This window comes from Cryobacterium sp. GrIS_2_6 (assembly GCF_035984545.1).
In the GTDB taxonomy this organism is placed as follows: domain Bacteria; phylum Actinomycetota; class Actinomycetes; order Actinomycetales; family Microbacteriaceae; genus Cryobacterium.
The window spans coordinates 492,658-515,001 of sequence record NZ_JAXCHP010000001.1 but is presented as its reverse complement, the minus strand read 5'-3'; the positions used below and the strand labels follow the sequence as shown (position 1 = coordinate 515,001).

The 22,344-nt window shown below is 60.8% G+C and carries 21 protein-coding genes and 3 pseudogenes; 18 read left to right on the top strand and 6 right to left on the bottom strand.

What is annotated here, in order from left to right; translation table 11 throughout:
- Positions 1–255 precede the first annotated feature (255 nt).
- On the top strand, positions 256–2,373 hold the full coding sequence (locus tag RCH22_RS02445) for a KUP/HAK/KT family potassium transporter (RefSeq protein ID WP_327012697.1): 2,118 nt from the start codon (positions 256–258) through the stop codon (positions 2,371–2,373).
- Between the two features lie 397 nt (positions 2,374–2,770).
- Here the strand turns inward: RCH22_RS02445 and RCH22_RS02440 are convergent, their stop codons facing one another.
- A complete protein-coding gene (locus RCH22_RS02440) occupies positions 2,771–3,427 on the bottom strand; it encodes a DUF1345 domain-containing protein (RefSeq protein ID WP_322187940.1) in 657 nt (218 codons plus the stop codon).
- A 263-nt stretch (positions 3,428–3,690) separates the two neighbouring features.
- Between RCH22_RS02440 and RCH22_RS02435 the strand changes: the two genes are divergently transcribed.
- The 5 genes from RCH22_RS02435 to RCH22_RS21100 all read left to right on the top strand — a co-directional run bounded on the left by RCH22_RS02435 (position 3,691) and on the right by RCH22_RS21100 (position 5,797).
- A complete protein-coding gene (locus tag RCH22_RS02435) occupies positions 3,691–4,164 on the top strand; it encodes a hypothetical protein (protein WP_322135563.1) in 474 nt (157 codons plus the stop codon).
- Positions 4,165–4,257: 93 nt separating this feature from the next.
- Entirely contained in the window at positions 4,258–4,482 is a 225-nt protein-coding gene (locus RCH22_RS02430; protein WP_322135562.1) for a glutaredoxin family protein, read from the top strand.
- A 26-nt stretch (positions 4,483–4,508) separates the two neighbouring features.
- Entirely contained in the window at positions 4,509–4,700 is a 192-nt protein-coding gene (locus tag RCH22_RS02425; RefSeq protein WP_327012696.1) for a hypothetical protein, read from the top strand.
- A gap of 304 nt (positions 4,701–5,004) precedes the next feature.
- Positions 5,005–5,418, top strand: coding sequence for a hypothetical protein (locus tag RCH22_RS02420; protein ID WP_327012695.1), 414 nt, complete (start codon positions 5,005–5,007; stop codon positions 5,416–5,418).
- A 55-nt stretch (positions 5,419–5,473) separates the two neighbouring features.
- The gene (locus tag RCH22_RS21100; protein WP_369125292.1) at positions 5,474–5,797 is read left to right on the top strand and encodes a helix-turn-helix domain-containing protein; all 324 of its coding nucleotides are present in this window, start codon (positions 5,474–5,476) and stop codon (positions 5,795–5,797) included.
- Positions 5,798–5,936: 139 nt separating this feature from the next.
- Here RCH22_RS21100 and RCH22_RS02415 read toward each other — a convergent pair.
- Positions 5,937–6,416: pseudogene (locus RCH22_RS02415) on the bottom strand (IS30 family transposase); the annotation flags it as partial.
- A gap of 40 nt (positions 6,417–6,456) precedes the next feature.
- Here RCH22_RS02415 and RCH22_RS02410 point away from each other — a divergent pair.
- From RCH22_RS02410 to RCH22_RS02360, 11 genes and pseudogenes are all read left to right on the top strand, one after another.
- Positions 6,457–7,626, top strand: coding sequence for a LacI family DNA-binding transcriptional regulator (locus RCH22_RS02410; RefSeq protein ID WP_327012694.1), 1,170 nt, complete (start codon positions 6,457–6,459; stop codon positions 7,624–7,626).
- 161 nt (positions 7,627–7,787) lie between these two features.
- Complete coding sequence (locus tag RCH22_RS02405; protein ID WP_327012693.1) at positions 7,788–9,047, top strand: ABC transporter substrate-binding protein; 1,260 nt, start codon at positions 7,788–7,790, stop codon at positions 9,045–9,047.
- On the top strand, positions 9,047–9,988 hold the full coding sequence (locus RCH22_RS02400) for a sugar ABC transporter permease (protein ID WP_327012692.1): 942 nt from the start codon (positions 9,047–9,049) through the stop codon (positions 9,986–9,988). The genes RCH22_RS02405 and RCH22_RS02400 overlap by 1 nt, the downstream gene beginning before the upstream one ends.
- Before the next feature lie 37 nt (positions 9,989–10,025).
- Complete coding sequence (locus RCH22_RS02395; RefSeq protein ID WP_327012691.1) at positions 10,026–10,838, top strand: carbohydrate ABC transporter permease; 813 nt, start codon at positions 10,026–10,028, stop codon at positions 10,836–10,838.
- Positions 10,839–10,921: 83 nt separating this feature from the next.
- Complete coding sequence (locus tag RCH22_RS02390) at positions 10,922–12,181, top strand: family 1 glycosylhydrolase (protein WP_327012690.1); 1,260 nt, start codon at positions 10,922–10,924, stop codon at positions 12,179–12,181.
- Positions 12,174–13,085, top strand: coding sequence for a glycoside hydrolase family 43 protein (locus RCH22_RS02385; protein WP_327012689.1), 912 nt, complete (start codon positions 12,174–12,176; stop codon positions 13,083–13,085). The genes RCH22_RS02390 and RCH22_RS02385 overlap by 8 nt, the downstream gene beginning before the upstream one ends.
- Positions 13,086–14,459: 1,374 nt before the next feature.
- A pseudogene (locus RCH22_RS02380) lies at positions 14,460–14,702 on the top strand (sigma-70 factor domain-containing protein); the annotation flags it as partial.
- 163 nt (positions 14,703–14,865) lie between these two features.
- A complete protein-coding gene (gene istA / locus RCH22_RS02375) occupies positions 14,866–16,416 on the top strand; it encodes an IS21 family transposase (RefSeq protein ID WP_327012688.1) in 1,551 nt (516 codons plus the stop codon).
- On the top strand, positions 16,413–17,162 hold the full coding sequence (locus tag RCH22_RS02370; RefSeq protein WP_327012687.1) for an ATP-binding protein: 750 nt from the start codon (positions 16,413–16,415) through the stop codon (positions 17,160–17,162). The genes istA and RCH22_RS02370 overlap by 4 nt, the downstream gene beginning before the upstream one ends.
- A 118-nt stretch (positions 17,163–17,280) precedes the next feature.
- The gene (locus RCH22_RS02365; protein ID WP_327012686.1) at positions 17,281–17,904 is read left to right on the top strand and encodes a sigma-70 family RNA polymerase sigma factor; all 624 of its coding nucleotides are present in this window, start codon (positions 17,281–17,283) and stop codon (positions 17,902–17,904) included.
- A 345-nt stretch (positions 17,905–18,249) separates the two neighbouring features.
- Complete coding sequence (locus RCH22_RS02360; RefSeq protein ID WP_327012685.1) at positions 18,250–19,275, top strand: hypothetical protein; 1,026 nt, start codon at positions 18,250–18,252, stop codon at positions 19,273–19,275.
- An 11-nt stretch (positions 19,276–19,286) separates the two neighbouring features.
- On the opposite strand, the pseudogene RCH22_RS02355 reads toward RCH22_RS02360, so the two are convergent.
- Both RCH22_RS02355 and RCH22_RS02350 read right to left on the bottom strand, forming a co-directional pair.
- Positions 19,287–19,514: pseudogene (locus tag RCH22_RS02355) on the bottom strand (recombinase family protein); the annotation flags it as partial.
- An 889-nt stretch (positions 19,515–20,403) separates the two neighbouring features.
- Positions 20,404–20,613 (bottom strand): hypothetical protein, encoded by a 210-nt coding sequence (locus tag RCH22_RS02350; protein WP_322135157.1) that lies wholly within the window; start codon positions 20,611–20,613, stop codon positions 20,404–20,406.
- A 243-nt stretch (positions 20,614–20,856) separates the two neighbouring features.
- On the opposite strand from RCH22_RS02350, the gene RCH22_RS02345 reads away from it, so the two are divergent.
- Positions 20,857–21,033: a hypothetical protein gene (locus RCH22_RS02345; RefSeq protein WP_327012684.1), complete on the top strand. Its 177-nt coding sequence runs from the start codon at positions 20,857–20,859 to the stop codon at positions 21,031–21,033.
- 386 nt (positions 21,034–21,419) lie between these two features.
- Here the strand turns inward: RCH22_RS02345 and RCH22_RS02340 are convergent, their stop codons facing one another.
- Both RCH22_RS02340 and RCH22_RS02335 read right to left on the bottom strand, forming a co-directional pair.
- Complete coding sequence (locus RCH22_RS02340; RefSeq protein ID WP_323511328.1) at positions 21,420–21,851, bottom strand: DUF302 domain-containing protein; 432 nt, start codon at positions 21,849–21,851, stop codon at positions 21,420–21,422.
- Between the two features lie 106 nt (positions 21,852–21,957).
- The gene (locus tag RCH22_RS02335) at positions 21,958–22,254 is read right to left on the bottom strand and encodes an SHOCT domain-containing protein (protein ID WP_327012683.1); all 297 of its coding nucleotides are present in this window, start codon (positions 22,252–22,254) and stop codon (positions 21,958–21,960) included.
- Between the last annotated feature and the right edge of the window lie 90 nt (positions 22,255–22,344).

The following is a 22,344-nucleotide window of genomic DNA, read 5'->3' as shown; positions in this document are numbered from 1 at the left end:
TGTTGGAGATCATGTCGAAAAATGTACGTGTTGCTCAAAGATCTTTCGTCGAGCTCGCGGGACGAAACACCGCAGACGAATGCGCGATGACCACCTACCGTGCTCTAACCCGACACCGCGTCTCGACCCGCATCGCCGCCCTGCTCGTGGTGTTACCGCCTTCGATGACGACCAGGGCTTCACGCACCCCAGCCGCCGGGCCTTCCATCTATTTCCGGAGGTTCACAGAGAGGGGCGGTCCGTGGGAACTCTGGAGTGGGCGCCGGCCAGGTCGACTTGGTGCTCACCGATGGTTGCCGACACGTCGCACGATACCCGTTGCGGCACATAACGCTCTCCACGCACCCTAGGATTCAGGAGTTAGTTGACGCGGCGCCTGGAAGACCGCTTCGCACGCTAACCGTTAACCGGATCGACAGCGGTCCCAGCTGCCGTGAGCCTGTCTTGGATGTAGAAAGATTCGTGAAGTTGGAAAAATTGAGCGCACGCGGTCCGGCTTTGGTTGTGGGTCCCATGATTGCGGCGATGGGTGTCGTCTTCGGCGATATTGGCACCAGCCCGCTTTACGCGGCGACGACGACGTTTGACGCCGGCAGTTTCGATGTCAGCGGACCGTCGGCCGAATATGTGTATGGGTCGACGGCGACCATCCTCTATGCGCTCACTTTGGTTGTCACGATCCTCTACGTGCGTTTCCTGATCCGGGCTGACAACCGAGGCGAAGGTGGGCTTCTCGCACTATTCGGGCTTCTCCGCCGGAGCGGTCTGAAAGCTCGAACCCTCACGACCTTCACTATTGTTGCCATGCTGGGTGCCGCAATGTTTCTAGGCGATAGCGTGATCACCCCCGCGATCTCGGTCCTGTCCGCAGTAGAAGGTCTAGAAGTGATCCAGCCGACCCTGTCCGCCCTTGTGGTGCCGATCGCAGTCGTGATCTTGCTGGGTGTTTTTGCGATACAAAGATTTGGCACCCGAACAATCGGACGGCTCTTCGGCCCGATAATGTTGCTCTGGTTTCTTGTCCTCGCAGTGACGGGTGGCGCATCGATCCTGGAGGACCCCGCGGTCCTTCAAGCGCTCTCACCGCACTGGGTTGTACTTTTCTTCATCGACCAGCCCGGGACAGCATTCTTCGCCCTCGGCGCGATCGTTCTGGCCGTTACGGGAGCCGAAGCCCTCTACGCCGACCTAGGCCATTTCGGCCGACAAGCGATCACGCGCGCATGGATGTGGGTCGTCTTTCCCGCCCTAGTCCTCAACTATCTTGGGCAGGCGTCCTTGGCTCTGCGCCACCCGCAGGAGGCGACCTCATCTTTCTTCGGCCTCGTTCCCGCGTGGGGTCAACTCCCCATGGTCATCCTCGCCACGGCCGCCACGATCATCGCTTCCCAGTCTGTGATCTCAGGGACATACTCCGTCATCCATCAAGCGTGGCGTCTGGGGCTCTTCCCTCCACTTCGAGTAGTTCACACATCGGAAAAGAACGAGGGCCAGATCTACGTTCCAGCCATCAACGTCCTACTTGCACTTGCTGTGCTCGCCGTGACAATTGGCTTCCGAGGATCCGCCGCGTTAGCCTCCGCATACGGCATCGCTGTCACCACTACCATCTCCATCACCACTATCGTCTACCTGGCCTGGAGTTGGGCACACTCCAGACGCCTCACGCCAAGAATTCTCGCCGCAGGCGCAATCCTCCTGGTGACTGTCGCGTTCCTCGTTGCGAACCTACCCAAAGCGACCTCGGGAGGGTGGCTCCCACTCGCAATCGGCGCAATCATATTCACAGTGATGGGCTCATGGTGGATAGGACAGCAACGCATCCGCGCCGCACGACGCATCGGCGAGCTCCCCCTCAGCGACCTGGAGTCATTCCTCACACGCGCCAAAGGGGACCTGTTCCGGGTTCCCGGAGACGCAGTGTTCATTACCCGGAATCCAAATATTGTGCCCGTTGCCCTGCGCACAATGGTCACTCAAAATCATGCCCTCCAGAAACGCTCCATCCTCTTGAGCTGGTCAACGATCGACGTCCCCTCCACCGTCGGGATGAAACAACGAATCAACGTCGAAACGTTCCCCTCCGGAATCGTTCGCGTCGTCGCGAAAGTCGGATTCCTTGAGCAACCCCGGATGACAGAACTCCTGACCGAAGCTCACACCGTCGACAAGACAGCGCTAGTAAATTTCGCTTCCTCACGCGCAACATTCTTCATCTCCACCCCAGTACCCCGCTACAACCGGCGGAGCAAAATGTTTCGCTGGGCCCAAGTCCTCTTCCTAGCCCTCGACAGGCTCGCACCCGACCCCGTCGACGTCATCGAGCTTCCCCGAGACAGAACCATCGTCCTCGCCCGCGAAGCACTCCTCTAAACCTCGGACCAACTCAAAGAAACGGTTGACGATTCCACAACCCCAGGCCGCTAACACTTGCTGAAGTTCACGGCCACATCGTTGGGTCAGAGGACGGGAAAAGCGCGATCGCCAAGGAAGACCGTCAACGGTGACCCTTTGGCCGAAGAAGAACGAAAAGGGTTGAGGGAGGCTCGCACGCATCTGGGCTCGGAAGGCCGCCAGGCAACGGCTGTCTAGTTCTGAGTTTTCGAGACGGAGCTCGCGCGCGAATCAAGCCCCGGGACGGGGGCCCTGACCGGTATGGAGCAGAACACGAAACCGGGACCCGAGCGCCTTTCTGGCAACACTGGGGATGCTTCGTTCCTTCTCCAGACGTTTTGTCTCGAGCGAGTACGTGGTGCGCTGAAGCACTTGGTTAATGGGCGAGTCCGGAAACGAGGTTGATCGTTGTCGCTAGGACAACGACTCCCAAGACGTAAGAAAGCAACGAATGGCGCAGCGCGGTGATGCGGATATCGTGATTTTGCAGATTGGTGTCCGAAACTTGGAACGTGGCCCCGATCGTCACGGCCAGGTAAGCGAAGTCGGAGTACCGGGGCGGCTCGCGTTGATTGAAGTCAATGCCCCCGGTTTCGTTGCTGTAGTACAGGTGCGCGTATCGCAAGGTGAACACGGTGGTGACCATCAGCCAAGAAGCCGCGATCGTTGACAACGCCAAGGCGACGAGTCCGGCTTTGGCCAGTCCTTCCACGGTGCCAGCCTCAATGAGGATAAGCGCAATGGCCCAGAAACTGGCGATACTTGCGCACAGAATGAGTACCTCGGCGGCGAACCGGGATGGATCTTCTCGAGTGGCATATCGTGCGGTCTCAGAATGATCCAGTCGACCTACCGCTATCCACGTCCACGACAGGAAGACGACCGCCGCCCCAACCCAACCGATAGCCGGCGCGAATGCCCATTTCACAATCAGACCAGAGGCGACGCCAACGAGCACGCCAACGATGAAAGCCACGCTCGCCCTCGTGCCAGCATGAAAAATTGTTGATCGAAAGTCCTGCACCTGCTCCATCCCCAGATCCTCGCACAAAGCGCACGATTTAGAACCAACCGCCGGTGTGTTGTCGATGTCCCCGACTGGAATTCTGTCGCTAGCCTCGCCAATGCGTAGGTCACGGGTTCGCCCACGCCTCCTCAAAGACCAGGATGAAGAACTCTCGTAGAGCATTGGACATGCTGCCGCTCATATCCGCTGGAACGGGGCGCGCAGAAATCATGAGGGAGCCAACGGTGGGATACTTCACACCTCCAACATGAAATGGGAGCACCGACATAATGAGCGCAGACTTCGACTACACCCAACACCCGAGAGCCGCCGAACGTGCCGCCCAAGGGCCGCCGACCGTGCGCTCAGTTCTCTCGAAGTTGCGCGCTGATTCCGGCCGGGTGAACGGCATCAATCAAAAAATCGGCTTGGGCATCACGAAGAGCGTCGGAACAATGTGGGCGGCCTACGCATTCGCCGCCATCAGCCTTGTCAGCCTGCCGGCCGCCATTCAAAGCCACGACTCCATCGTCATCATCGCCTGGGTCGCCCAGACGTTCCTCCAATTGGTGCTCCTCCCGATCATCATTGTGGGCCAGAACATCCAGGCAGCAGCCTCCGACGCACGAGCCGCCGCCACCTATGAAGATGCGGGCGCGATCCTCGAAGAAGCGAAACAAATACAATTGCACCTCGCCTCACAGGACGCCGCCATAGGTGCCCTCCTCGACAAGGTCAAGTCCCTGGAAAACCAGACCCCCTGATCGGTGGCTCACCTAAGGATTGGATGATTGGCAAACACCCTTCCAAGCGGACGGACGGCAACGCGGTCCCATCGACGCCGGCCACTCGCTGTTGTGGCTTCCTCACGCTCTGACAACGTCGGCCTGCAGTACGAGACCGTCGACCTCACCCACGACCAAGCCGCCGCCGACCTGGTCACACAACTCGGCTACCGATCCGCACCCGTCGTCATCGTTGGCACCGAACACTGGGCGGGGTTCAGGCCAGACAAGATCAACGCCATCGCCGCAGCACAAGCCGCCACGCTCACGCCGATACTGAAGGAAGAGAAAGAGTGAGGAAGCCGCTGCCCATCTCACCTCTCATGACTCCAGCCGAAGTATGCGCAGCACTGCGCATCGACACCAACACCCTCGACAAGCTGCGCACCACCGACAAGCTCAAAACCTTCGCCATCGACGAACACCTCCTCCGCTATGACCGCCAGTCCGTCCTGACTTTCAGCCTCGCCGACGGGGCACCTTCGCCTCGACACACACCCGGGACTCGACAATAAGTTCGACTCGGCGCACGCACCGGCACCCGCGTTTCCGGTGGCGAAGAAATCGGTGAGCGGGATCCCACGTGTTCCGATCCATACCTGAGGACGAACTGGACCCGCATGCAAGCAATCGCGCGGGCCGGGGAGAGCCAGCGCCCCGCTGTCCAACAAGCTGTTGACCAATTGCCCGGGCACACGCCACTATCCCTCGACACCGGGGCCGCTGATGCCACCATCGTGGCTCTTTGAAGGGATCGTACGGGCCTATGGGCGCTCCCGGACTCGATAAGCTCACGGCGCACCATAAGAGAGGACGATATTGGCCGCCTGGACTGTTGAATATGAGGGCGATACCCTCGACCGCTTCGTGGACTCGCTCCCTCCGTACGAGCAGGCGGTCCTCATCGCGGCAATCGAGCACGTACTCGAGGTCTATGGAATCGATATTTGCGCAGGCGAGTGGGGGAAATCACTCGGCGATGGACTGTACGAGTTTCGCGTGCGCAAATCGTTGCAGGCGATTTTTACTGAAGCCGGCCTAGCGCCGCCGATGGATATGTCTGGCATCGACCGCCAGGTACTTCTCCGAGTGTTCTGCACATTTCACGGCAGCAAGATTGTTCTTCTCTACAGCGGATACAACAAGAAGAAGGACCCCTCCGAACGAAGGCAGCAGCGCGAGATTGCCAAAGCACGAAAGCTACATAAACAGTGGAAGCAGCGAAAACGGTGACTTGACGCAATATGTGTTGACGCACATAATTGAGTCATAAGGCTGCAATTGCTGCATGGGAGGACAGAACATGAGTAAGAGTTTTCGCGATCTTTCAGACCGTACGAAAGCCGGGTGGTCTAACGACGCCCGCACCGTGTACGAGGCCGCAGCAGCCTCGTTCGACTCCGAACTGAGCGCGCGGGCGGAACTCGGAGCCCAACTTGCTGAGGCGCGCAAGTCACGACACTTTACGCAGCCCACTCTGTCCAGCATGACCGGGATCCAACAGGCTGAAATTAGCCGAATCGAGCGCGGAGTGGGAAACCCAACAGCCGACACGCTCACTCGCCTCACTGCCGCCCTCGGCCGAAAAATAGTTCTGACCCCGATCCCCTAGACCGTAGATAGCCTGCGCAGCTGGGCGCCCCGACCTCGGCCGCGAGTTCGGCCGCGAGTTCGGCGCCCCCTCGTCGTCGCCTAGCGCGGCGACGAGGCATCACGAAAACCTGACTCTCGGCGTTATGTGATCGGCGATTTCAAACGGTGGAAGCAACAGGGGCTATTTCCTTCCTCGAGACTAGCTCGCTGAGCAGGTCAGCTGGGGTGCTGCGTTTGAGGGTTCTGCGCGGCCGCTCGTTGAGTTCAGTGGCGACTTCGAGGAGGCGTTGAGCGCTGTGGGCGTTCAGGTCGGTTCTTTTGGGGAAGTACTGACGCAGTAGCCCGTTGGTATTCTCGTTCGAGCCGCGTTGCCAGGGCGAGGCGGGATCGCAGAAGTAGATCGGAACGCCGGTGGCTTTGGTGATGTCCACATGCCGGGCCAGCTCGGTTCCCTGATCCCACGTCAACGAGCGCCGCAACAGCACGGGCAGGGCGTCCATGGCGTCGATGAGGCCGTCGTGGAGTGCAGCGGAGCTGTGACCGTTGGGCAGGTGCACCAAGACGACGAACCGGGTCGTGCGTTCAACGAGAGTCGCGATCGCCGATCCTGAAGCGGATCCGACGATCAGGTCGCCTTTGTCACCGATGTCCTGAGACATGACACCGTCGCATGGCCGCATGCCGCCGTCCGATTTTGAACGTCAAGAATCGGTAGTTAATCGATCAAGCGTCCCTTACGCTAATTGCAATGGCGTTTCAGAAGCTACGACTGGTGGCACACATGACTCGGACGGCGATTCAGTGACGGGGAAACCGCACAATGGACGCACACGCGTCACCCTTCGGGACATCGCCGGACTGACCGGCGTAACTCCCGCTGCGGTGTCCATGGCCCTGTCTGGAAGTGGCCGAATCAGCGAAGACACCCGTCTCGCTATCCAGAAGGCGGCCAACGACCTCGGATACGTCCCCAGCTCAGCGGCCCGCGCACTTCGCAATCAACACGCCGGAGCGATTGCCCTGATCGTCCCGACCACGGCAACACACGTTTTCGGTCACAGTTACTTCATGCACGTCCTGAGCGGCGTGTCGACCGTCGCCAACGCCCGCGACACGCAACTGCTGATCTCGACGAACCCTGACCAGGAGCACGGACTTGCCGCGTACGAACGCGTCATGCGGTCGAACAGTGCGGATGGCGCCATCCTCACCAGCGCGGCGATCAGTGACCTCACCGTCGAGCGACTGACCAGCAGCGGAATGCCCGTCGTACTCATCGGAAACTTTCCGTATCTCAGCGATGCCATCACGGTCGGAATTGACGACGTGGGCGCGAGTCGAGCAATCACGGAACATCTCATCGAGCGTCACGGTCGAACCCGGCTACTGCACGTGGCCGGGCCTCTTGACCACCAAACGGGCATAGACCGACGCGACGGATTCCTCTCCGCCATGGAGAGTCATGGACTGAAGGATCAAGCCGTCGTGATCGAGGGAGACCTCAGCGAAATCTCCGGACGCGAGATCGTCGCGGATCTCGGGGAGGGGATTGCCGATTTCGATGGCATCGTTTTCGCGAACGACGACATGGCCTTTGGCGCCATGCAGTTACTCAAGGAACGCGGCATCGCCATCCCGACTGACATCGCCATCGTCGGTTTCGACGACTTCGGGCTGGCCCGCGCCGTTTCCCCCAGCCTGTCGACGGTACACGTCCCCGCCGAGGAGATTGCGCGACTGGCGACGGAGAGACTGTTCGAGATCATCGATGGCACGAGGTCGGGCTGGAGCCGACTCCAAGTTGACGTGCAGCTGGCCCTGCGGGAATCCTGCGGCTGCGAGCAGTAGCGCCACACTCTTTCCCGCCGTCGGCGGTTCCCGCCAATGGAATCGAAAGTCGCGCTTGACTTCCGGCAAAGCGACGAATAATGTATGTGCTTAATCGTTTAAACAAACGTCTTGGCCGCTTCGACAGGACACGACGTCATTCGAACTCAAAGGAGAGAACCATGAAACGCAAGACACTAGTAGCGGGGATCGCAATAGCGGGTCTTGCCCTCGGAACGGCCGCCTGCTCGTCCCCGAATTCCTCAAGTGAAGTAACTGAACTGTCCATCTGGACCGGGTTCACCGGTGGCGACGCTGCCGGATACGACACCATCGTCTCGGCATTCAACGCGTCCCACCCCGGTATTCACGTCACGATGACCGTGCAGCCCTGGGACACCATCCAACAGAAGCTGCCCTCCGCGTGGCTTACCGGCCAGGGTCCCGACATCGCCGCTCCGAGCTCGGACCCCAACGTCATTGCGCAGTATGTCAAGACCAAGTCCCTTCTCGCGCTCACCAACACCGGAGATGGCGATGACAAAATCAACGTCAACGCTCTTGCCCCGGTAACCGTGGACGAGTTCACCTACGACCAGAAGCTCTACGCAGTGCCGGCGAACCTGGCAACGCTCAGCCTCTACTACAACAAGAAAGCGTTTACGGCGGCCGGGATCACCACTCCGCCGACGACAGTGGCCGAGCTCAAGGCAGACGCGAAGAAGCTGACACTTGATGGGGGTTCGACGCAATACGGGCTGGCCCTCGCCGATAATCAGACGATCCAGATGTGGCCAGTCCTGCAGTGGCTGGACGGCGGCGACATCGTCGACCAGGCCACTGGCTGCAGCGTCGTCGATTCCGCAGCGAACAAGAAGAGCCTGACCGAATGGGCGGGGCTCGTCACGAACGACAAGATCTCCCCGGTCGGCCTCACCGGCGCTGAGGCCGATTCGCTGTTCTCCGCCGGCAAGGCGGCCATGGAAATCAACGGCCCGTGGGCAGCCTCCGGCTTCAAGGCCGCTGGAATCGACCTGGGCATAGCAACGGTTCCCGTCGGTGTCAACGGCCCCGTCACACTGGGATCCACGGTCGCCCTGGCGGTGTCCGCGAAGACGAAGCACCCCGCCGAGGCGCAGGAATTCCTGGCCTACTGGACGAGCAAGAACGTGCAGAAGGCCTTCTCTCTGCAGACTGGGTTCCCGCCCATGCGCACCGACCTGGCTGACGATCCCGAACTTGCGGCAGACCCGACGGTCTCCATTTTCACCAGCCAGGTTCCCAACGCTCGCCTGTATCTCCCGCAGGTCCCGGAGGCTACCAAGGTCGACTCCGAAGCCTACGTGCCCATGATCGGCCAGATCACCCGCGGAACCAGCATCGACACCTCTACGAGCGAAGCCAAAGCAACAATCAATAAGCTGACCGGCTGCGCGTCCTGATGACCGTGCACGTCGACGAACGTCGGACCACCTCCAAGCGGATGCCGTTGCCGCGCAACACCGCCCGACGTCGTCGACGTGCCCGGCTCCAGCCCGTCCTCCTCTTCATGGTCCCAAGCGCGCTCATTCTGGGGGGCTTCGTCTTCTGGCCGATTGTCCAATCCCTGTACTACAGCTTCTTCGACTGGACCATCGGCGCCGACGCGCAGAACTGGGTAGGGCTCGGCAACTACGCCGAACTCCTCTCTGACGACCACTTCTGGAACTCCCTGGGCGTCACCCTGACCTTCACCGCGGCATCCGTAATCATCGTCATGCTTCTCGCCCTGGCCGCAGCGTTCGCACTCGTGAAAGACAGTTGGTTTAATCGGCTGGTGCGGTCGGTGTTCTTCTTTCCGACCATTGTGTCGCTGGTGTCGATCGGTCTTGTCTGGAAGTTCCTCCTGGACCCGAGCATCGGTCTGGTGGGCGGGCTGTTTCAGGCGGTTGGGCTGCCTCCGGTTGCCTGGCTGCAGTCCACAGAACTCGCTCTGCCCACGGTGATCTTCGTGAACATCTGGAAGAACGTCGGCTACTCGATGATCATCCTGATCGCCGGCCTCAAGGGCGTTCCCGCCGAACGCTATGAAGCCGGGCGGCTGGACGGGGCGACCGATCGCCAGCTCACGCGATACGTATCGCTTCCCGGCATCCGCCCCACCTTGCTTTTCGCAACGCTCATCCTGACTATCCAGTCATTCCAGGTCTTCGACCTCGTCTACGTCATGACGGGTGGCGGGCCGATCTTCGCGACGGATTCAATCGTCAATCAGCTGTTCCGCGAAGGCTTCGTCAATTTCCGCACAGGCTACGCCTCGGCGATCTCTTGGGTGCTGTTCCTGCTCATCATCGTTATCTCCGCGCTGCAGCTCCGATTCTTTAGGTACAACGATGTCGACTAGCATTCACCGGCGCCCGTCCCGGCTCCGCACCCACCCAGTGACCGTGGCCGCGGCTATCCGATGGGCGCTCGTTGCCATCGGGCTCGTCCTGGCCCTCGTTCCGTTCATCTGGATGGTCGCCGCGTCTTTTCGCAGCGAAACGGACCTCTATGCGAACCCGGCATCGCTGCTACCGTCCGCCCCCACACTCCACGGCTACATCGGGGTCTGGGAGCAGCTGCCGTTCGTCCGCCTGCTTGCGAACTCTCTCATTTTCGCCGGAGTCACGACCGTCCTTACAGTCCTCTTCGACTCGATGTGCGCCTACGTGCTCGCCCGGGTACCCTTCCGTGGGCGGTCGATCGCATTCTGGCTCGTCATCGCGACGCTCATGATCCCTTTTCAAGTCACTCTGATCCCAGTGTTCATCGAGCTGTTCCACCTGAACTGGTTGGACACCTACCAGGGCCTCATTATCCCGCGCGCAACGAGCGCATTCGGCATCTTCCTGTTCCGCCAGTTCTTTATCAGCATCCCTCCCGAACTTGATGAAGCGGCGCGCATCGACGGTGCATCACACCTGCGCATCTACTGGCAGGTCATCATGCCGCTGGCCAAGCCCGCCATCGCCACCGTCGCGTTGCTGAACTTCATGAACCTGTGGAACGACCTGCTGTGGCCGCTTGTTGTCACAAGCTCTCCCGACATGCTCACGCTTCCGGCTGGACTGACCTTGTTCGGTGGAGCACACGTGACCGATCACGCGGTGTTGCTGGCGGGCGCGGTCATCTCTTTGCTGCCGCTTGCCGTGGCCTTCTTCCTGGCCCAGAAATACTTTGTGGCCGGTATCGCGACGACGGGACTCAAATAATGGATGCATTCTTCACCAAAGGCGAATTCCGGTTTCTCCTCGGAATCGAGGACACGTGTGTGTACCCTCCCGAGAAATTCGACATGATGCCGCTGGACGAGCACGAGCTCACTGACCACGACTTGCTGTGGCGTGAAGATCTCTTAGCTGCGAAAGAGCACGGAGCGAGTTCGGTGCGTTACGGGATCAGCTGGCCCCGGGTGCACGTCGCCCCCGATCTTTTCGACTGGAGCGAACTGGACGAGAGAATCGACTACGCCGTCGACGAGCTCGGACTCACAGTTGTGGCCGACCTTGTGCATTACGGAACGCCAACATGGCTGGAGGATTCCTTTGACGATTCTCGCTATCCCCAGACGATCGCCGACTTCGCATCCGCGTTCGCAGAACGGTTTGCCGGACGAGTCGATCACATCACCCCCCTCAACGAGCCCATGACGACGGCATCTTTCTGCGGGCTCCGCGGCGTCTGGCCGCCGGCGCTTGTCGGATGGGAAGGCTGGACACGCATTGTCCTTGCCATCGTCGACGGAATACAACTCAGCGTCGAGGCCATCCGACGAGCGAACCCCCATGCTGTCATCGTCCACGTCGAGGCGGCATCGCTCTACTCGACAGACGACGCCTCACTCGCGGACGATGTGACGGAACTCGCGCAGCTTTCACTCCTGCCAACGGACCTTCTCGTTGGGACGGTCGACGAAAATCATCCGATGTGGGGATGGCTAGTGGACCACGGCGCCGAGCCGGGTGTACTCCGACGACTGCGAGACCGAGCGGTTTCCCCAGACATCCTCGGCCTCAATTATTACCCAGACCTGAGCCCACGGCACCTCTACCGAGCCGATAAGGCCGTGCGTCAACGCGCGATCAACGAGTGGTCGAGTGGTCTCGAACGCTGCCTGGAAACATTCTGGGAACGGTACGCTCTGCCCATCGTGATCACCGAGACGAGCATCGAAGGCACCGACGATGTCCGTAGACAGTGGCTCGAAGACTCTTTGCTGGTCGTCGACAAACTCCGCACTCATGGCATCGACATTCGCGGGTACACCTGGTGGCCCTTTATGGACTTCGTCGACTGGTCTTACGCGTCCGGCGGCCGGAACGTTGAAGAATTCGATGTCGACGCGAGCCTCCTGGAGCAGCGTCAGCAGATCTCCGATGAAGGCACGGAGGCCTCAGCGAGCGTGCCCAAGACCTCGTACTTGCGGAGAATGGGCATTCTTCGGCTCGACGAGAATGCAGATGGTTCGCTGGATCGGGCAGAGACTCCGGTCAGCGCTCGCTACAGCGCACTCGCCTCGGGGATGGCAACAGACCTCAGAGCGATCCATGCGTGAGCCGGTTCACCCGCGCTACTTCGCCGACCCATTCGTGCTGCGGACCGACGACGGGTACGTAGCCTATGGAACGGATCCCCTCGCCGATGACGTTTCCGGGGTCTTCGCGGTCATGACCTCCCCCGACCTTGTCGACTGGACGGCGGCACCGCCCGCCCTGACACCGATCGCCGCCAACTTTGGATCTGACTTCTGGGCCCCAGAGGTGGCGTTCGACGGTGGTGTCTATTGGATGTATTACTCCGTCGGCCGAGGCATTGAGGGCCACCACATTCGTGTCGCCCGGTCAGAGACGGCGCTCGGGCCGTTCACCGACCTTGGCGTGAATCTCACCCCCGATGAACCGTTCGGGATTGACGCGCACCCGTTCCGGGACGCGGACGGTGCCTGGTATCTGTTCTTCGCGCGCGATAGGCCGGGCGCTTCCCGGCCAGGAACGCAGCTGGCCGTCGCCCGGATGCGCTCGATGACGGAGTTGGCTGAGGTGCATACGGCATTGGAGCCCGACGCTGACTGGCAGATCTACGAACACCACCGAGCGATCTACGGCACCAAGCTCAATTGGCACACTCTGGAGGGCCCATCCGTCATTAGACACGGAGGCGAATACTTCATGTTTTTCTCGGGCGGGTCCTGGGAGGGCGACAACTACGGCGTCTCCTTCGCGCGCGCCGAGCACCCACTCGGTCCGTGGCACCACGACGCGCGATCAGAACCAGACGTTCTCAGCACTGCGCTTACGGGACTCGCTGGGCCCGGGCACAATTCGCTCGTCACCGGCCCCGCCGGAGAGATCGACATTGCGTACCACGCATGGGATGCAACCCGCACCGTGCGACAGGCGTACATCGAAGAAATCATCTGGTCGGATGCCGGACCGCAGCTCTCAAGCGGGAGTTGTTAGACGCCGGGCGCTATAGACCTAGCAACACCCCACCAAACGACAGGACAGCCTCGTGAAACAACTGCGCTCTCTGAGATCGCCAGCACGGATTCGTTTCAGCCGCCCGTTCGACGCCCAGAGCCTAGCGCTCTTCTTGTTTCACGAATCTGGACCGGCCGGGGTGGTCTACTCAGAACTCGCTCGCTTTCCGTAGGAGTTCCGGGTGTACGGCGGCGGCCTCGCTCACTGATTGCTTGGCGACGTCAACGTGGCCAGCCCGATGGGGCCAATGTGGACGTTTCCTAGCTGGCGCTGGTCTGGATCCTCGCGCAGCTCGAGAGCCTGGCAGCAACCCCCGGCACTTACAGCCCAATCCCTCGTGGGCGTGAACCCTGCCTTCGCTGCCTTCGCCGACGGCGCCGCAGTCCCAAATAGGACCGCCGAGACAGACGCTGTGTGATCGAGGCGTGAACTCGCCAAGGCCGGTCAGGGCTCCGCAGCCTGAGTCGAACCGCTCCCCCGCGCCGTGGTGCCCCAAGTACTCACAGGATTGCATCCATTTCCGCCACGACTAGAAACCAGTCGACCATCGCCTCATCACGGTCCGTCCAACCTGTCCACTCCACGGGGTCAGGGCCAGTGCGCTGCTGACCCTCTCGTGAGCGCAGGCTCTATCCATCAGTAGCTTTCTTCTGCGTGCGAATTTCGCGAACGCCCCGGTATCAAACAACTGACGCTGAACATCATCACGACCCTGCATGCATCAAGGTCTAAACACTCCATCCGAAACCGTGCGTCGGCACGCTTTCATCGCCCAAGTGTCAGCAGGTTCGTAGGACCTGCACCGTTCGAGGAGCATGTCGTTTTTGCCGCGGCCGTCGGTCCCAGACGACCTCACGGCTGACCAACGAGGGGCTTCTTTCCAACTCATCGCGACTTGACACAGCGACGGTTGGACGCCCCCATACAGGGGTGCGCAGGGGTGCGTCAACCCTCTTGAGAGTTCTCTTTTCAGCATGTGTACTGAACGTCCCATTGTGATTTGGAGGCGTTCATGCCCGAACATGTCCTAGCTTCACGTCAGCCCGACAGCGTTAGCTTAGTCGCCGTTTCCGCGACGACCTGGCAAGTACGAGGTCAGCGAGACGGGGATGAGCCAGCCTCCGTTATCCTCGGCTACATTCAACACGTCGGGAATACCTTCGAGGCAACGAATCTCATCAGGCCTCTAGAATGCCGTGCCATGTCCACCCTGGCCCGAGCGGTGGAGAGTATCGCCGGGGCGGCAACGGAATGAGCGCCGAAACCCAAGCCCCGACGACCACCTCCCCAGTCTCGCTTGTTCGCCCGGCGGTCGCCGGGCGCTATACGCGCGAGGCCACGGATGCTTTCGGTGATTATCTGCGCCGTATCGGCAAGGGCCCGCTCCTGAGCGCCGAGGACGAGGTCAACCTCGCCAAGCAGATCGAAGTCGGACTGTTCGCCGCCGAAAAACTCGCGCACGGGGTCGACGACCACGAGCTTTCCCGGGAACTCTCCTGGCTCGCCCACGACGGCGGCCGGGCGAAGAACCACTTCATCGAAGCCAACTTGCGCCTCGTCGTCAGCATCGCCAAGCACTACTCCGGCCGCGGGGTGCCGATTGAATATTGGCTTCGATGGGCACCACCTGTGGTGCGAGTGAGTCCCACTGTTCAGATGCGTGATTTGTATCGTTCAGCCCCACTACCGGCGTGGTTGAGCCCCACCTGAAAAGCTCCTTCCACCGTGTGAGCGCCACACGGTGGAAGGAGTACCGGCAATGGTACGGAAGATCAAAGCGAAGCAGATCCTGCAGCTGCGTAATCAGGGCTTGTCGCGACGGGCTATCGAGTCCGCCCAGGGAATGTCCCGGCACAGCATTCGAGCTGTGCTCGATGCAGCAGAGCGGCTCGGGCTCGACTGGGACGACGTCGCCGAGTTGTCGGAGGCCAAGGTGTATTCGACGTTGTTCCCCGGCCGCGGCGTCCACGAGAGTGTGTTCGCGCAGCCGGACTGGGCGCGGGTGCATACGGAGTTGGCCAGGGTCGGGGTGACGTTGAAGCTGTTGCACCAGGAGTATGTAGACGCCTCATCGATGGCGCAGGCGACGATGAGCTACGACCGCTTCTGCCGCCTCTATGGCGAGCACGCCGCTGTCTCGGGGGCGACGTCGCGGGTCGGCCACAAAGCCGGCCGTAGCATCGAGGTCGACTGGTCCGGGCCCACAATGCAACTACTCGATCCGACGTCGGGCGAGATGTCGAAGGTGTATTTGTTCGTCGCGTGCCTGCCGTTCAGCCGCTATGCGTTCGTGGAAGCCACCCTGGATATGCGGCAGGAGTCGTGGCTGCGCGCCCACACTGCAATGTTCGCGTTCTTCGGCGGCAGCGTCCCACGCCTGGTGCCCGACAACTTGAAGACAGGGGTGATCTCCCACCCGAAGGAAGGGGAGGTCGTTTTGAACGATGCCTACCGGGAGATGGCTGCGCACTACTCGGCCGCGGTGCTCCCCGGCAGAGTTCGGCACCCGCGCGACAAAAGTAGCACTGAGAACACGGTGGCCCATGTCGCGACCTGGGTCATCGCCGGTTTGAGGAAGGAGACGTTCACCTCGCTGGCGCAGTTGCGCCTGCGAATCCGGGAACAGATGGATGCCTACAACCGGGAGCCGTTCCAGAAACGCGTCGGGTCCCGCCTCAGCGTGTTCACCACCGAGGAGAAACCTCTGTTGCAGGCGCTGCCAGCGGCACCGTTCGAGATCAGCACGTGGTCCTATAAACGAAAGGTCAACGCCAACGCCCACGTGGTCTGGGCCAAGAATTTCTACTCCGTCCCTTTCAGCCACATCGGCGCGCTGGTAGACCTTCGTGTCACCGAGACGATGCTGGAGGTCTATCGGCGCGACGAGCGTCTGGCCAGCCATTTGCTGCTGCCGGTCACGACGACGAACCAGTATCGGACGAACGATGCGGACTTGCCCGAGGGGCGCAGCTTCCAGGCCTGGGACCGAGCCCGGATCGAGGAATGGGCCGCGCGGATCGGGCCGGCAACCGTCACCGTGACGGCCAAGATCTTCGAGACCGTCTTCATCGACGAGGCCGGCTTCGACGCCGCGCTGGCCGTGCTGAAACTGTCGCGCCGGTTCCCTCCGGCCCGGGTCGAGGCCGCCTGCGCACTCGCGCTGCGGGGGCCGGTCCGCTCCCCGCGCTACGCGCATTTGCGGCCGATCCTCGACACCGGGCAAGACAAAACCGGACAAGTTCCGGAACCGGAACCGGACGATGGCGGGTATGTCCGCGGCAGCGCCTACTACGCCGGAGGGAACCGTTGAGCGCGCTGGACGGGGAGACTAAACGCAAGCTCCGCGAGATGAACGCCGGCGAGCTGCTGGAGGCCATCGACCTCCAGGACGAGATTCTCTCGATCAGCCTGACCTTCGAGGAACGGGTCCGGCTGGCCGTCGACGACGCCTACTCGAGCTTCATGCATTCCAAGGTCGACGGGCTGATCCGGCGGGCGGGACTGCGTTACCCGAACGCGGATCTGCGGCGCATCGACCTGCTCGACGAGCGCGGCCTCAACCGGCAGGTGCTGACCCAGCTCGGGACCTGCTCGTTCGTCACCCGGCAGCAGAACGTCGTCTTCCAGGGCTTTACCGGGTCGGGGAAGTCGTATCTGGGATGCGCGATCGCCAAACGGGCCTGCGAACAGCGCATCCGCGCCCACTACGTCCGCATGCCCGACCTCGAGGAAGCCTGGGTCGCCGCGCAAGACGCCCCGGGCGGGGCGGGCAAGTTCCTCCGCAAATATGCCGCGTTCACGCTGCTGGTCATCGACGAGTGGCTGCTCGATAAGCCGACGGAATCGATGCGGACAATGCTGCTGGAGCTGATGGAGCGCCGCTACGGCGAGACATCAACAGTGTTCTGCACCCAGTATCAACAGAAGGACTGGCACCAACGCCTCGGCGCCAGCGTCCACGCCGACGCCATCATGGACCGCATCATCCACAACACCACCTGGGTCGACACCGGCACCTACAACATGAGGGAACAAACCGCCCTCGCAACCGCGTAATCCGTGACGGGGAGCACCAGTGGTGCTGAGCCACACCACCACTGGTGCTCTTCCGCACGACCAGTGGGGCTCAACCGCACGATCGGGTGGGGCTCAGAGACTCGAATACTCACCGATAATGGACCTCGTCCAGGACGGGAACATCGGCCTCGTCCGCGCGGTAGAAAAGTACGACTTCATGACAGGCTACAAGTTTTCCACCTACGCCACCTGGTGGATCCGCCAAGCAATCCACCGCGGCATAGCCGACAAGTCCCGCATGATCCGCATCCCCGTGCACACCGCGGAAAAGCTCAACAAAATCAAGCTAATCCGCCGCGACCTTATGATTTCCCTCGATCGGGAACCAACCATCCAGGAACTAGCAGCTGCCACCCTTCTCACGGCCCAGGACGTGTCCCGGTTACTCAGCTACGACCGCGAACCCATCTCTCTGGACATGCCGATCGGTGATGGTGTCGGGGACATCTCCGAACTCATCCAAGACGGCGACCTGCCCGAGCCCGAGGAATACGCGACCCTGACCCTGCGCCGGGCCGATATCTCCTTCCACCTTCACCGACTGCCGTCCCGGGAACAGGCCATCTTGACCGCCCGGTTCGGACTCGACGGCAATGAGCCGCACACCCTCGAACAGGTCGCAGCCGTCCAGGGCGTCACCCGGGAACGCGTCAGACAAATCGAAAAACGCGCCCTCGCACTCCTGCGCGTACCCCGACTCGAACAATACCTCTACGACTAAACCCGATAAGGACGACAACCCCCGGTCGGTTTCGGTCACGGTGAGGAACTTCGCACCTTCGTGCGCGCGTTTGCTGGACCCGGTAAAATGTACAGGTCAACAGGATTCCGTACAGCGACGGCTAACCCACGACTGAGCGGCGGCCGATTCCCCGACAAGTCCAGAGGTGTGAGCTGCTGCGGTAAAACCTTCTACGCGTGAAGTGGGCCAAGTACAAAACTGAGACAACGGTGCTCGTTTGGCGAAATTGGCGGAATTCAACATTTTTCGAGCGGCCCCATTTTCGGGTTGACTACGAGGCTGCTGAGTGTGAGTATCACGATCCGACTCGAAAGGCGTACAACCATGAAAGTACTCGCATACATTTTGTCGGTGCTCGTGGCAACCGGCCTTATTATCGGCGGCACCTTCCTGATCCTCGTCCAAGCGCCAACAGATTCGAGCGGCCTGCTGTTGCTGGCGATCGGTGCGCTCTGTGTTTTCATCTACGGCCCGCTCATCCTGGGTTCAATCACGTCATATTGGGATGTGAAGAAAACGGGCGAGAGTCGACGGTATTTCAGATGGTGGTTCGGGATAGTGCTCGGGCTCGAGGCACTCGGAGCGGTCGCGATCATTCTCTATGCGCTCCTCACCCACGCGCCTGCTTGGCTGCCGATCGTCTTCATCGGAGCCGGGGTCGTGCTCACCGCGCTCGCACTGCTCGTGGGACAAACGCTCCTCCGACACGAAGAAGCACGTCCCCTCGTCGAACGACCCTGGGTTCCGATCAGCCGAAGGGAGATCGTGCGCAAGATCACCATCGTTGCCATCACCTTTGTAGCCACACTCGTGCTCGCTCTCATGCTGTTCATTGTTCTCGCCCGTGGGAGCACTTTCGCCATCTCGGAAATCGGCGTGCAGCTGACCTTCGCGGCAGAATCTGCGTTCTTCGCCGCGGCCCTTGCCTGCATACTCGTTGCCCTGCCACTGAATCGCCGTCTTCGCGAAAGCGTCAGCCGGGACCTTGGAAGATTGAGAAAGATGGGCAAGGTAGTGCTACGCGGCAAGCAACTAGAGCTCGATCACGACGAGCAGGTCGCAGCGGCCAAATACGCGGTGCTGATTTCGATGGTCTTTCCCTTCCAACTCGCTTACATCACGCTGCTCTATGTCGGACTCGGAATCCAGCAGGCACAGTCCCTCGTGTCGGGAACCCGATCAGACTTTTCGATCGGGCTAATTATCGCGCTCATCGTCGCGCTGCTGGCTTTCTTCCCTCTGTTCGGTCGACGGATATACCGGGCACGCAAATACGCCCGAGACCACGCAGAACTTCTTCCAACAGATGATGTCACGTCCACCCCCACCACCAACGGCCTCGTCCGTTAGCGGAGAGCCTTTCAAACCTCAGCGCGGAGATACGCGTAAACAGTTTCACGGCTGATACCAAAGTCTCGAGCGAGAGCAGCCTTCGTCACACCGCCGGCCGCCTTCTCACGCAACTCCGCAGCCCGGGCCGCATCCAGAGATGGCGCGCGGCCTCGGTACACGCCACGCTTCTGCGCCAGAGCAATACCCTCACGTTGACGTTCACGGATCAGAGACCGCTCGAACTCAGCAAAAGCCCCCTGAGGCTGCCATAGTCAGTCGTCGGGTTGGCGTTGCAGTCGCCCACTTTTCTTGGAGTGGGGGCAATCGTTCCGCTCACCGGGGCGCTATTTCCCCGCGGCATGATTCTGGACCTGGTCTACAACCTCGGTGTTCGCCACCGGTTTCATGCGCCGGCGCTTCCGCCCACTCCGAGACCGCGACAGTTTTCATACCTGCTGTCCACCGTTCTCATTGCAGGTTCAGCCTTGTCCTTCTTCAACGAAGGCGCCCGCAGGTCAAACCCGGAACGCGACGATCCGGCACTGTGTGAACCCCACTCCGTTATGCCAAGGCCGCACGCTCTTCGCCACCTTGGCAAGAGATGCTGATGCTCGGTGATTTGAGTATGACGGGATGCCGAACGGGATTATCGAGCCGATTGGCTTCGGTCTAGACGGGTTCTTGCCGCTGATCGGTAGCGGCCGGCGTCCCGGTGGCGTTTTGCGTCTTGCCCGTCGGGGTCGACTTAGGTGCACCGACTGATTCCCGTGTTGTGGGAGCTGTCGCCAAAGTCCGTGTAGGTGTTGGTGGTGTCCTGGCATCTGCTGGTATGTCTCAACGCATAGAAGAGGGCCCTCAGCTAGAAGTCCGAGTGGCCCCGGTGGGCTCGAATCACGAGCGTCAGGCTGCGTGCAAAGACAATGGCGGAAAGGATCAACACGAACCAGACCCCTTGGTCGGTGGACCCCATGGCAAGTTGAAGGGCGCTCACAACGAGACTGATCCCAAAGGTGAGAATCGCTAGTCATTCGATGATGAGGCGTCCATCGCGCGGCGCTTGTCGTTCAACCACCGGCAGTACCTCCAGTTTCGATCTTTCGCCGATTGACTGCATGGATTTCGCAAGACCCCAAGCAGAAGAGTTTCCTACTTTGGAGGAATGGGTTTCTTTAGGACTCTATAGCTGCCAAAGCCCACGACGATGAGGCCAATCGCAGATCCCGCCAGGGCGTAATTGGCGAGGATGGGCGGGTTCAGAACCATGAACACGACGTCGGCAATTACGATAAGAATTCCGCCGATGCCGATCCACAAAAACAGCTTGGCCCTTGCCTCTGGCGTCAGTTTTTGAGTCATGCGCACAGAGTAATCCTTTTGGAGTTCAGCGCTTGAGCGATCGTGATTGCGCTGCCGACTATCGAGGACGCTCCCAGACTTGCATCCTGCCACAGAGGTGGAAACCAGTGCGCTGAACCTCGTCTGAGCGAGGGGTGGCCCCGACGAGCGTGTCAGCGCATTGTTCCAGAGTGCGGCAGAAGTCCGAACTGGCCTGGTATGCGACAACGGCGTAATCTGCGTTCCATGGATCGCAGGACGCGAGTGATCACTTCGACCATATTCATCATTTCCGGGATCGGGCTCGTGGTCGCGGGCATTGCGGTGCTCGCGCAGCAGCCAAGGACGTTAGATATCATCACTCAAGGCGCCGTTTTCTTAGTTTCGGGACTGCTGATACCTGTGATCGGACCGGCCATGATGCGCCGGCTCTACAGGTGACCGGCAGCTCCTTCTGGGCACACACCACTCGCGGCCGCTGGTCGAGACCCGGGGGTCAGCACCGTCCCTTGAGTCGGCGAGCTCGCCAGGACGCGCTTGGTGACGGACAAGAGAGCCCCAAGGATGGATAGGGGCGCCACTCTCCCAGCCAACAGCCGCGCTTAACGCCTGCGTTGTATTGACGAATGATGCCGACTGTGCTGAATTCGGAGGACATGGTCGCTCTCGGAGGCACAATCCTCACCACCACCCATTGGTGTCTCGGATCGTGGCTCTACAGACTATTCTTCAGTCACGCGGCCATTTGAGCTGCTGACCGGGCAGGTTCCGGGACGGGATGCCTGAAGCGCTCACGGTGATGAACAGGTTGGCAGAATCGCCGAGGGTCACCTGCCTTCGCTGCCCGCCGCAGTGGATTCGAGGCTGTTCAGCGCTGCTCGCAGCCGGGAATCGGCGTCTATGGCAACCTCGCGAATTGCCGGGCTGTCACTGAGTTGGACCATAGTCATCGGGTCGATGGCTTCAACGATTGTCTCGCTCGCATTAGGGCCGCGGCGAACGACGACGTTACAGGGAAGGAGTACGCCCATGTCCGGCTCTGCGACCAAAGCTCGCTGAGCGAGAAGGGGATTGCACACGCCGAGGATGACGTAATCGCCCAGGGCCTGGGCGCTGTCGACACCCAACTTGGCCTCAAAGGTAGACCGGACGTTGATTTCGGAGAGAACTCCGAAACCTTGTTCCGCGAGGAGTTCCCGGATCCGGCTCACCGCTTGTTCGTACGGCAGCGAAACGGTGACCGTGTGGGCGTAACTCATGGATTCTCCAATGCTCGCACCATGGCGAAACGTTTGGACCGGCCGGCCGTCCCGATCATACGACTGAGACCGCCCAGCAGGAAGCTGCTGAACCGACCAATGGATTTCATTTGGCTTTCTCGCCGAGCACCTTCAACCGTTCGCGGTATTCCTCGGCGTTCCGCTCACCCTTGGCGAATCGTTCGTCCAGAACCTGACGCGCGGCGCTCGGTCCTCGTGGACGCGAATCGGCTGACGAATCATCGCGCCGACCCCGGTTCGCTCCGCCGCCCGAGGCGCGGACTGCCCAGATGACCAGTAAGACAATGCCGACGAGTATGAGCAGCCCAATCGGCCAAACCCACCCCGCCGCACCCATGTTGTACCCATTTCCCCACATCATTTCTTCCTCCTTCTTGTTCATTTCCGTCCGGTCGGGCGACGCCCGGCCACGATGTATTCAAGCTACCGTCATACCCCGAGGGGTAAACAGGTTCGGGATACGGCCCTACAC

Excerpts from the sequence above, each read along its gene's own strand:
- RCH22_RS02440 (WP_322187940.1), bottom strand. The coding sequence starts at position 3,427 with ATGGAGCAGGTGCAGGACTTTCGATCAACAATTTTTCATGCTGGCACG.
- RCH22_RS02435 (WP_322135563.1), top strand. The coding sequence starts at position 3,691 with ATGAGCGCAGACTTCGACTACACCCAACACCCGAGAGCCGCCGAACGT.
- RCH22_RS02425 (WP_327012696.1), top strand. The coding sequence starts at position 4,509 with ATGACTCCAGCCGAAGTATGCGCAGCACTGCGCATCGACACCAACACC.
- RCH22_RS21100 (WP_369125292.1), top strand. The coding sequence starts at position 5,474 with ATGGGAGGACAGAACATGAGTAAGAGTTTTCGCGATCTTTCAGACCGT.
- RCH22_RS02410 (WP_327012694.1), top strand. The coding sequence starts at position 6,457 with ATGCCGCCGTCCGATTTTGAACGTCAAGAATCGGTAGTTAATCGATCA.
- RCH22_RS02405 (WP_327012693.1), top strand. The coding sequence starts at position 7,788 with ATGAAACGCAAGACACTAGTAGCGGGGATCGCAATAGCGGGTCTTGCC.
- RCH22_RS02400 (WP_327012692.1), top strand. The coding sequence starts at position 9,047 with ATGACCGTGCACGTCGACGAACGTCGGACCACCTCCAAGCGGATGCCG.
- RCH22_RS02390 (WP_327012690.1), top strand. The coding sequence starts at position 10,922 with ATGATGCCGCTGGACGAGCACGAGCTCACTGACCACGACTTGCTGTGG.
- RCH22_RS02385 (WP_327012689.1), top strand. The coding sequence starts at position 12,174 with ATGCGTGAGCCGGTTCACCCGCGCTACTTCGCCGACCCATTCGTGCTG.
- istA (WP_327012688.1), top strand. The coding sequence starts at position 14,866 with ATGGTACGGAAGATCAAAGCGAAGCAGATCCTGCAGCTGCGTAATCAG.
- RCH22_RS02365 (WP_327012686.1), top strand. The coding sequence starts at position 17,281 with ATGGACCTCGTCCAGGACGGGAACATCGGCCTCGTCCGCGCGGTAGAA.
- RCH22_RS02360 (WP_327012685.1), top strand. The coding sequence starts at position 18,250 with ATGAAAGTACTCGCATACATTTTGTCGGTGCTCGTGGCAACCGGCCTT.
- RCH22_RS02350 (WP_322135157.1), bottom strand. The coding sequence starts at position 20,613 with ATGACTCAAAAACTGACGCCAGAGGCAAGGGCCAAGCTGTTTTTGTGG.
- RCH22_RS02340 (WP_323511328.1), bottom strand. The coding sequence starts at position 21,851 with ATGAGTTACGCCCACACGGTCACCGTTTCGCTGCCGTACGAACAAGCG.
- RCH22_RS02335 (WP_327012683.1), bottom strand. The coding sequence starts at position 22,254 with ATGAACAAGAAGGAGGAAGAAATGATGTGGGGAAATGGGTACAACATG.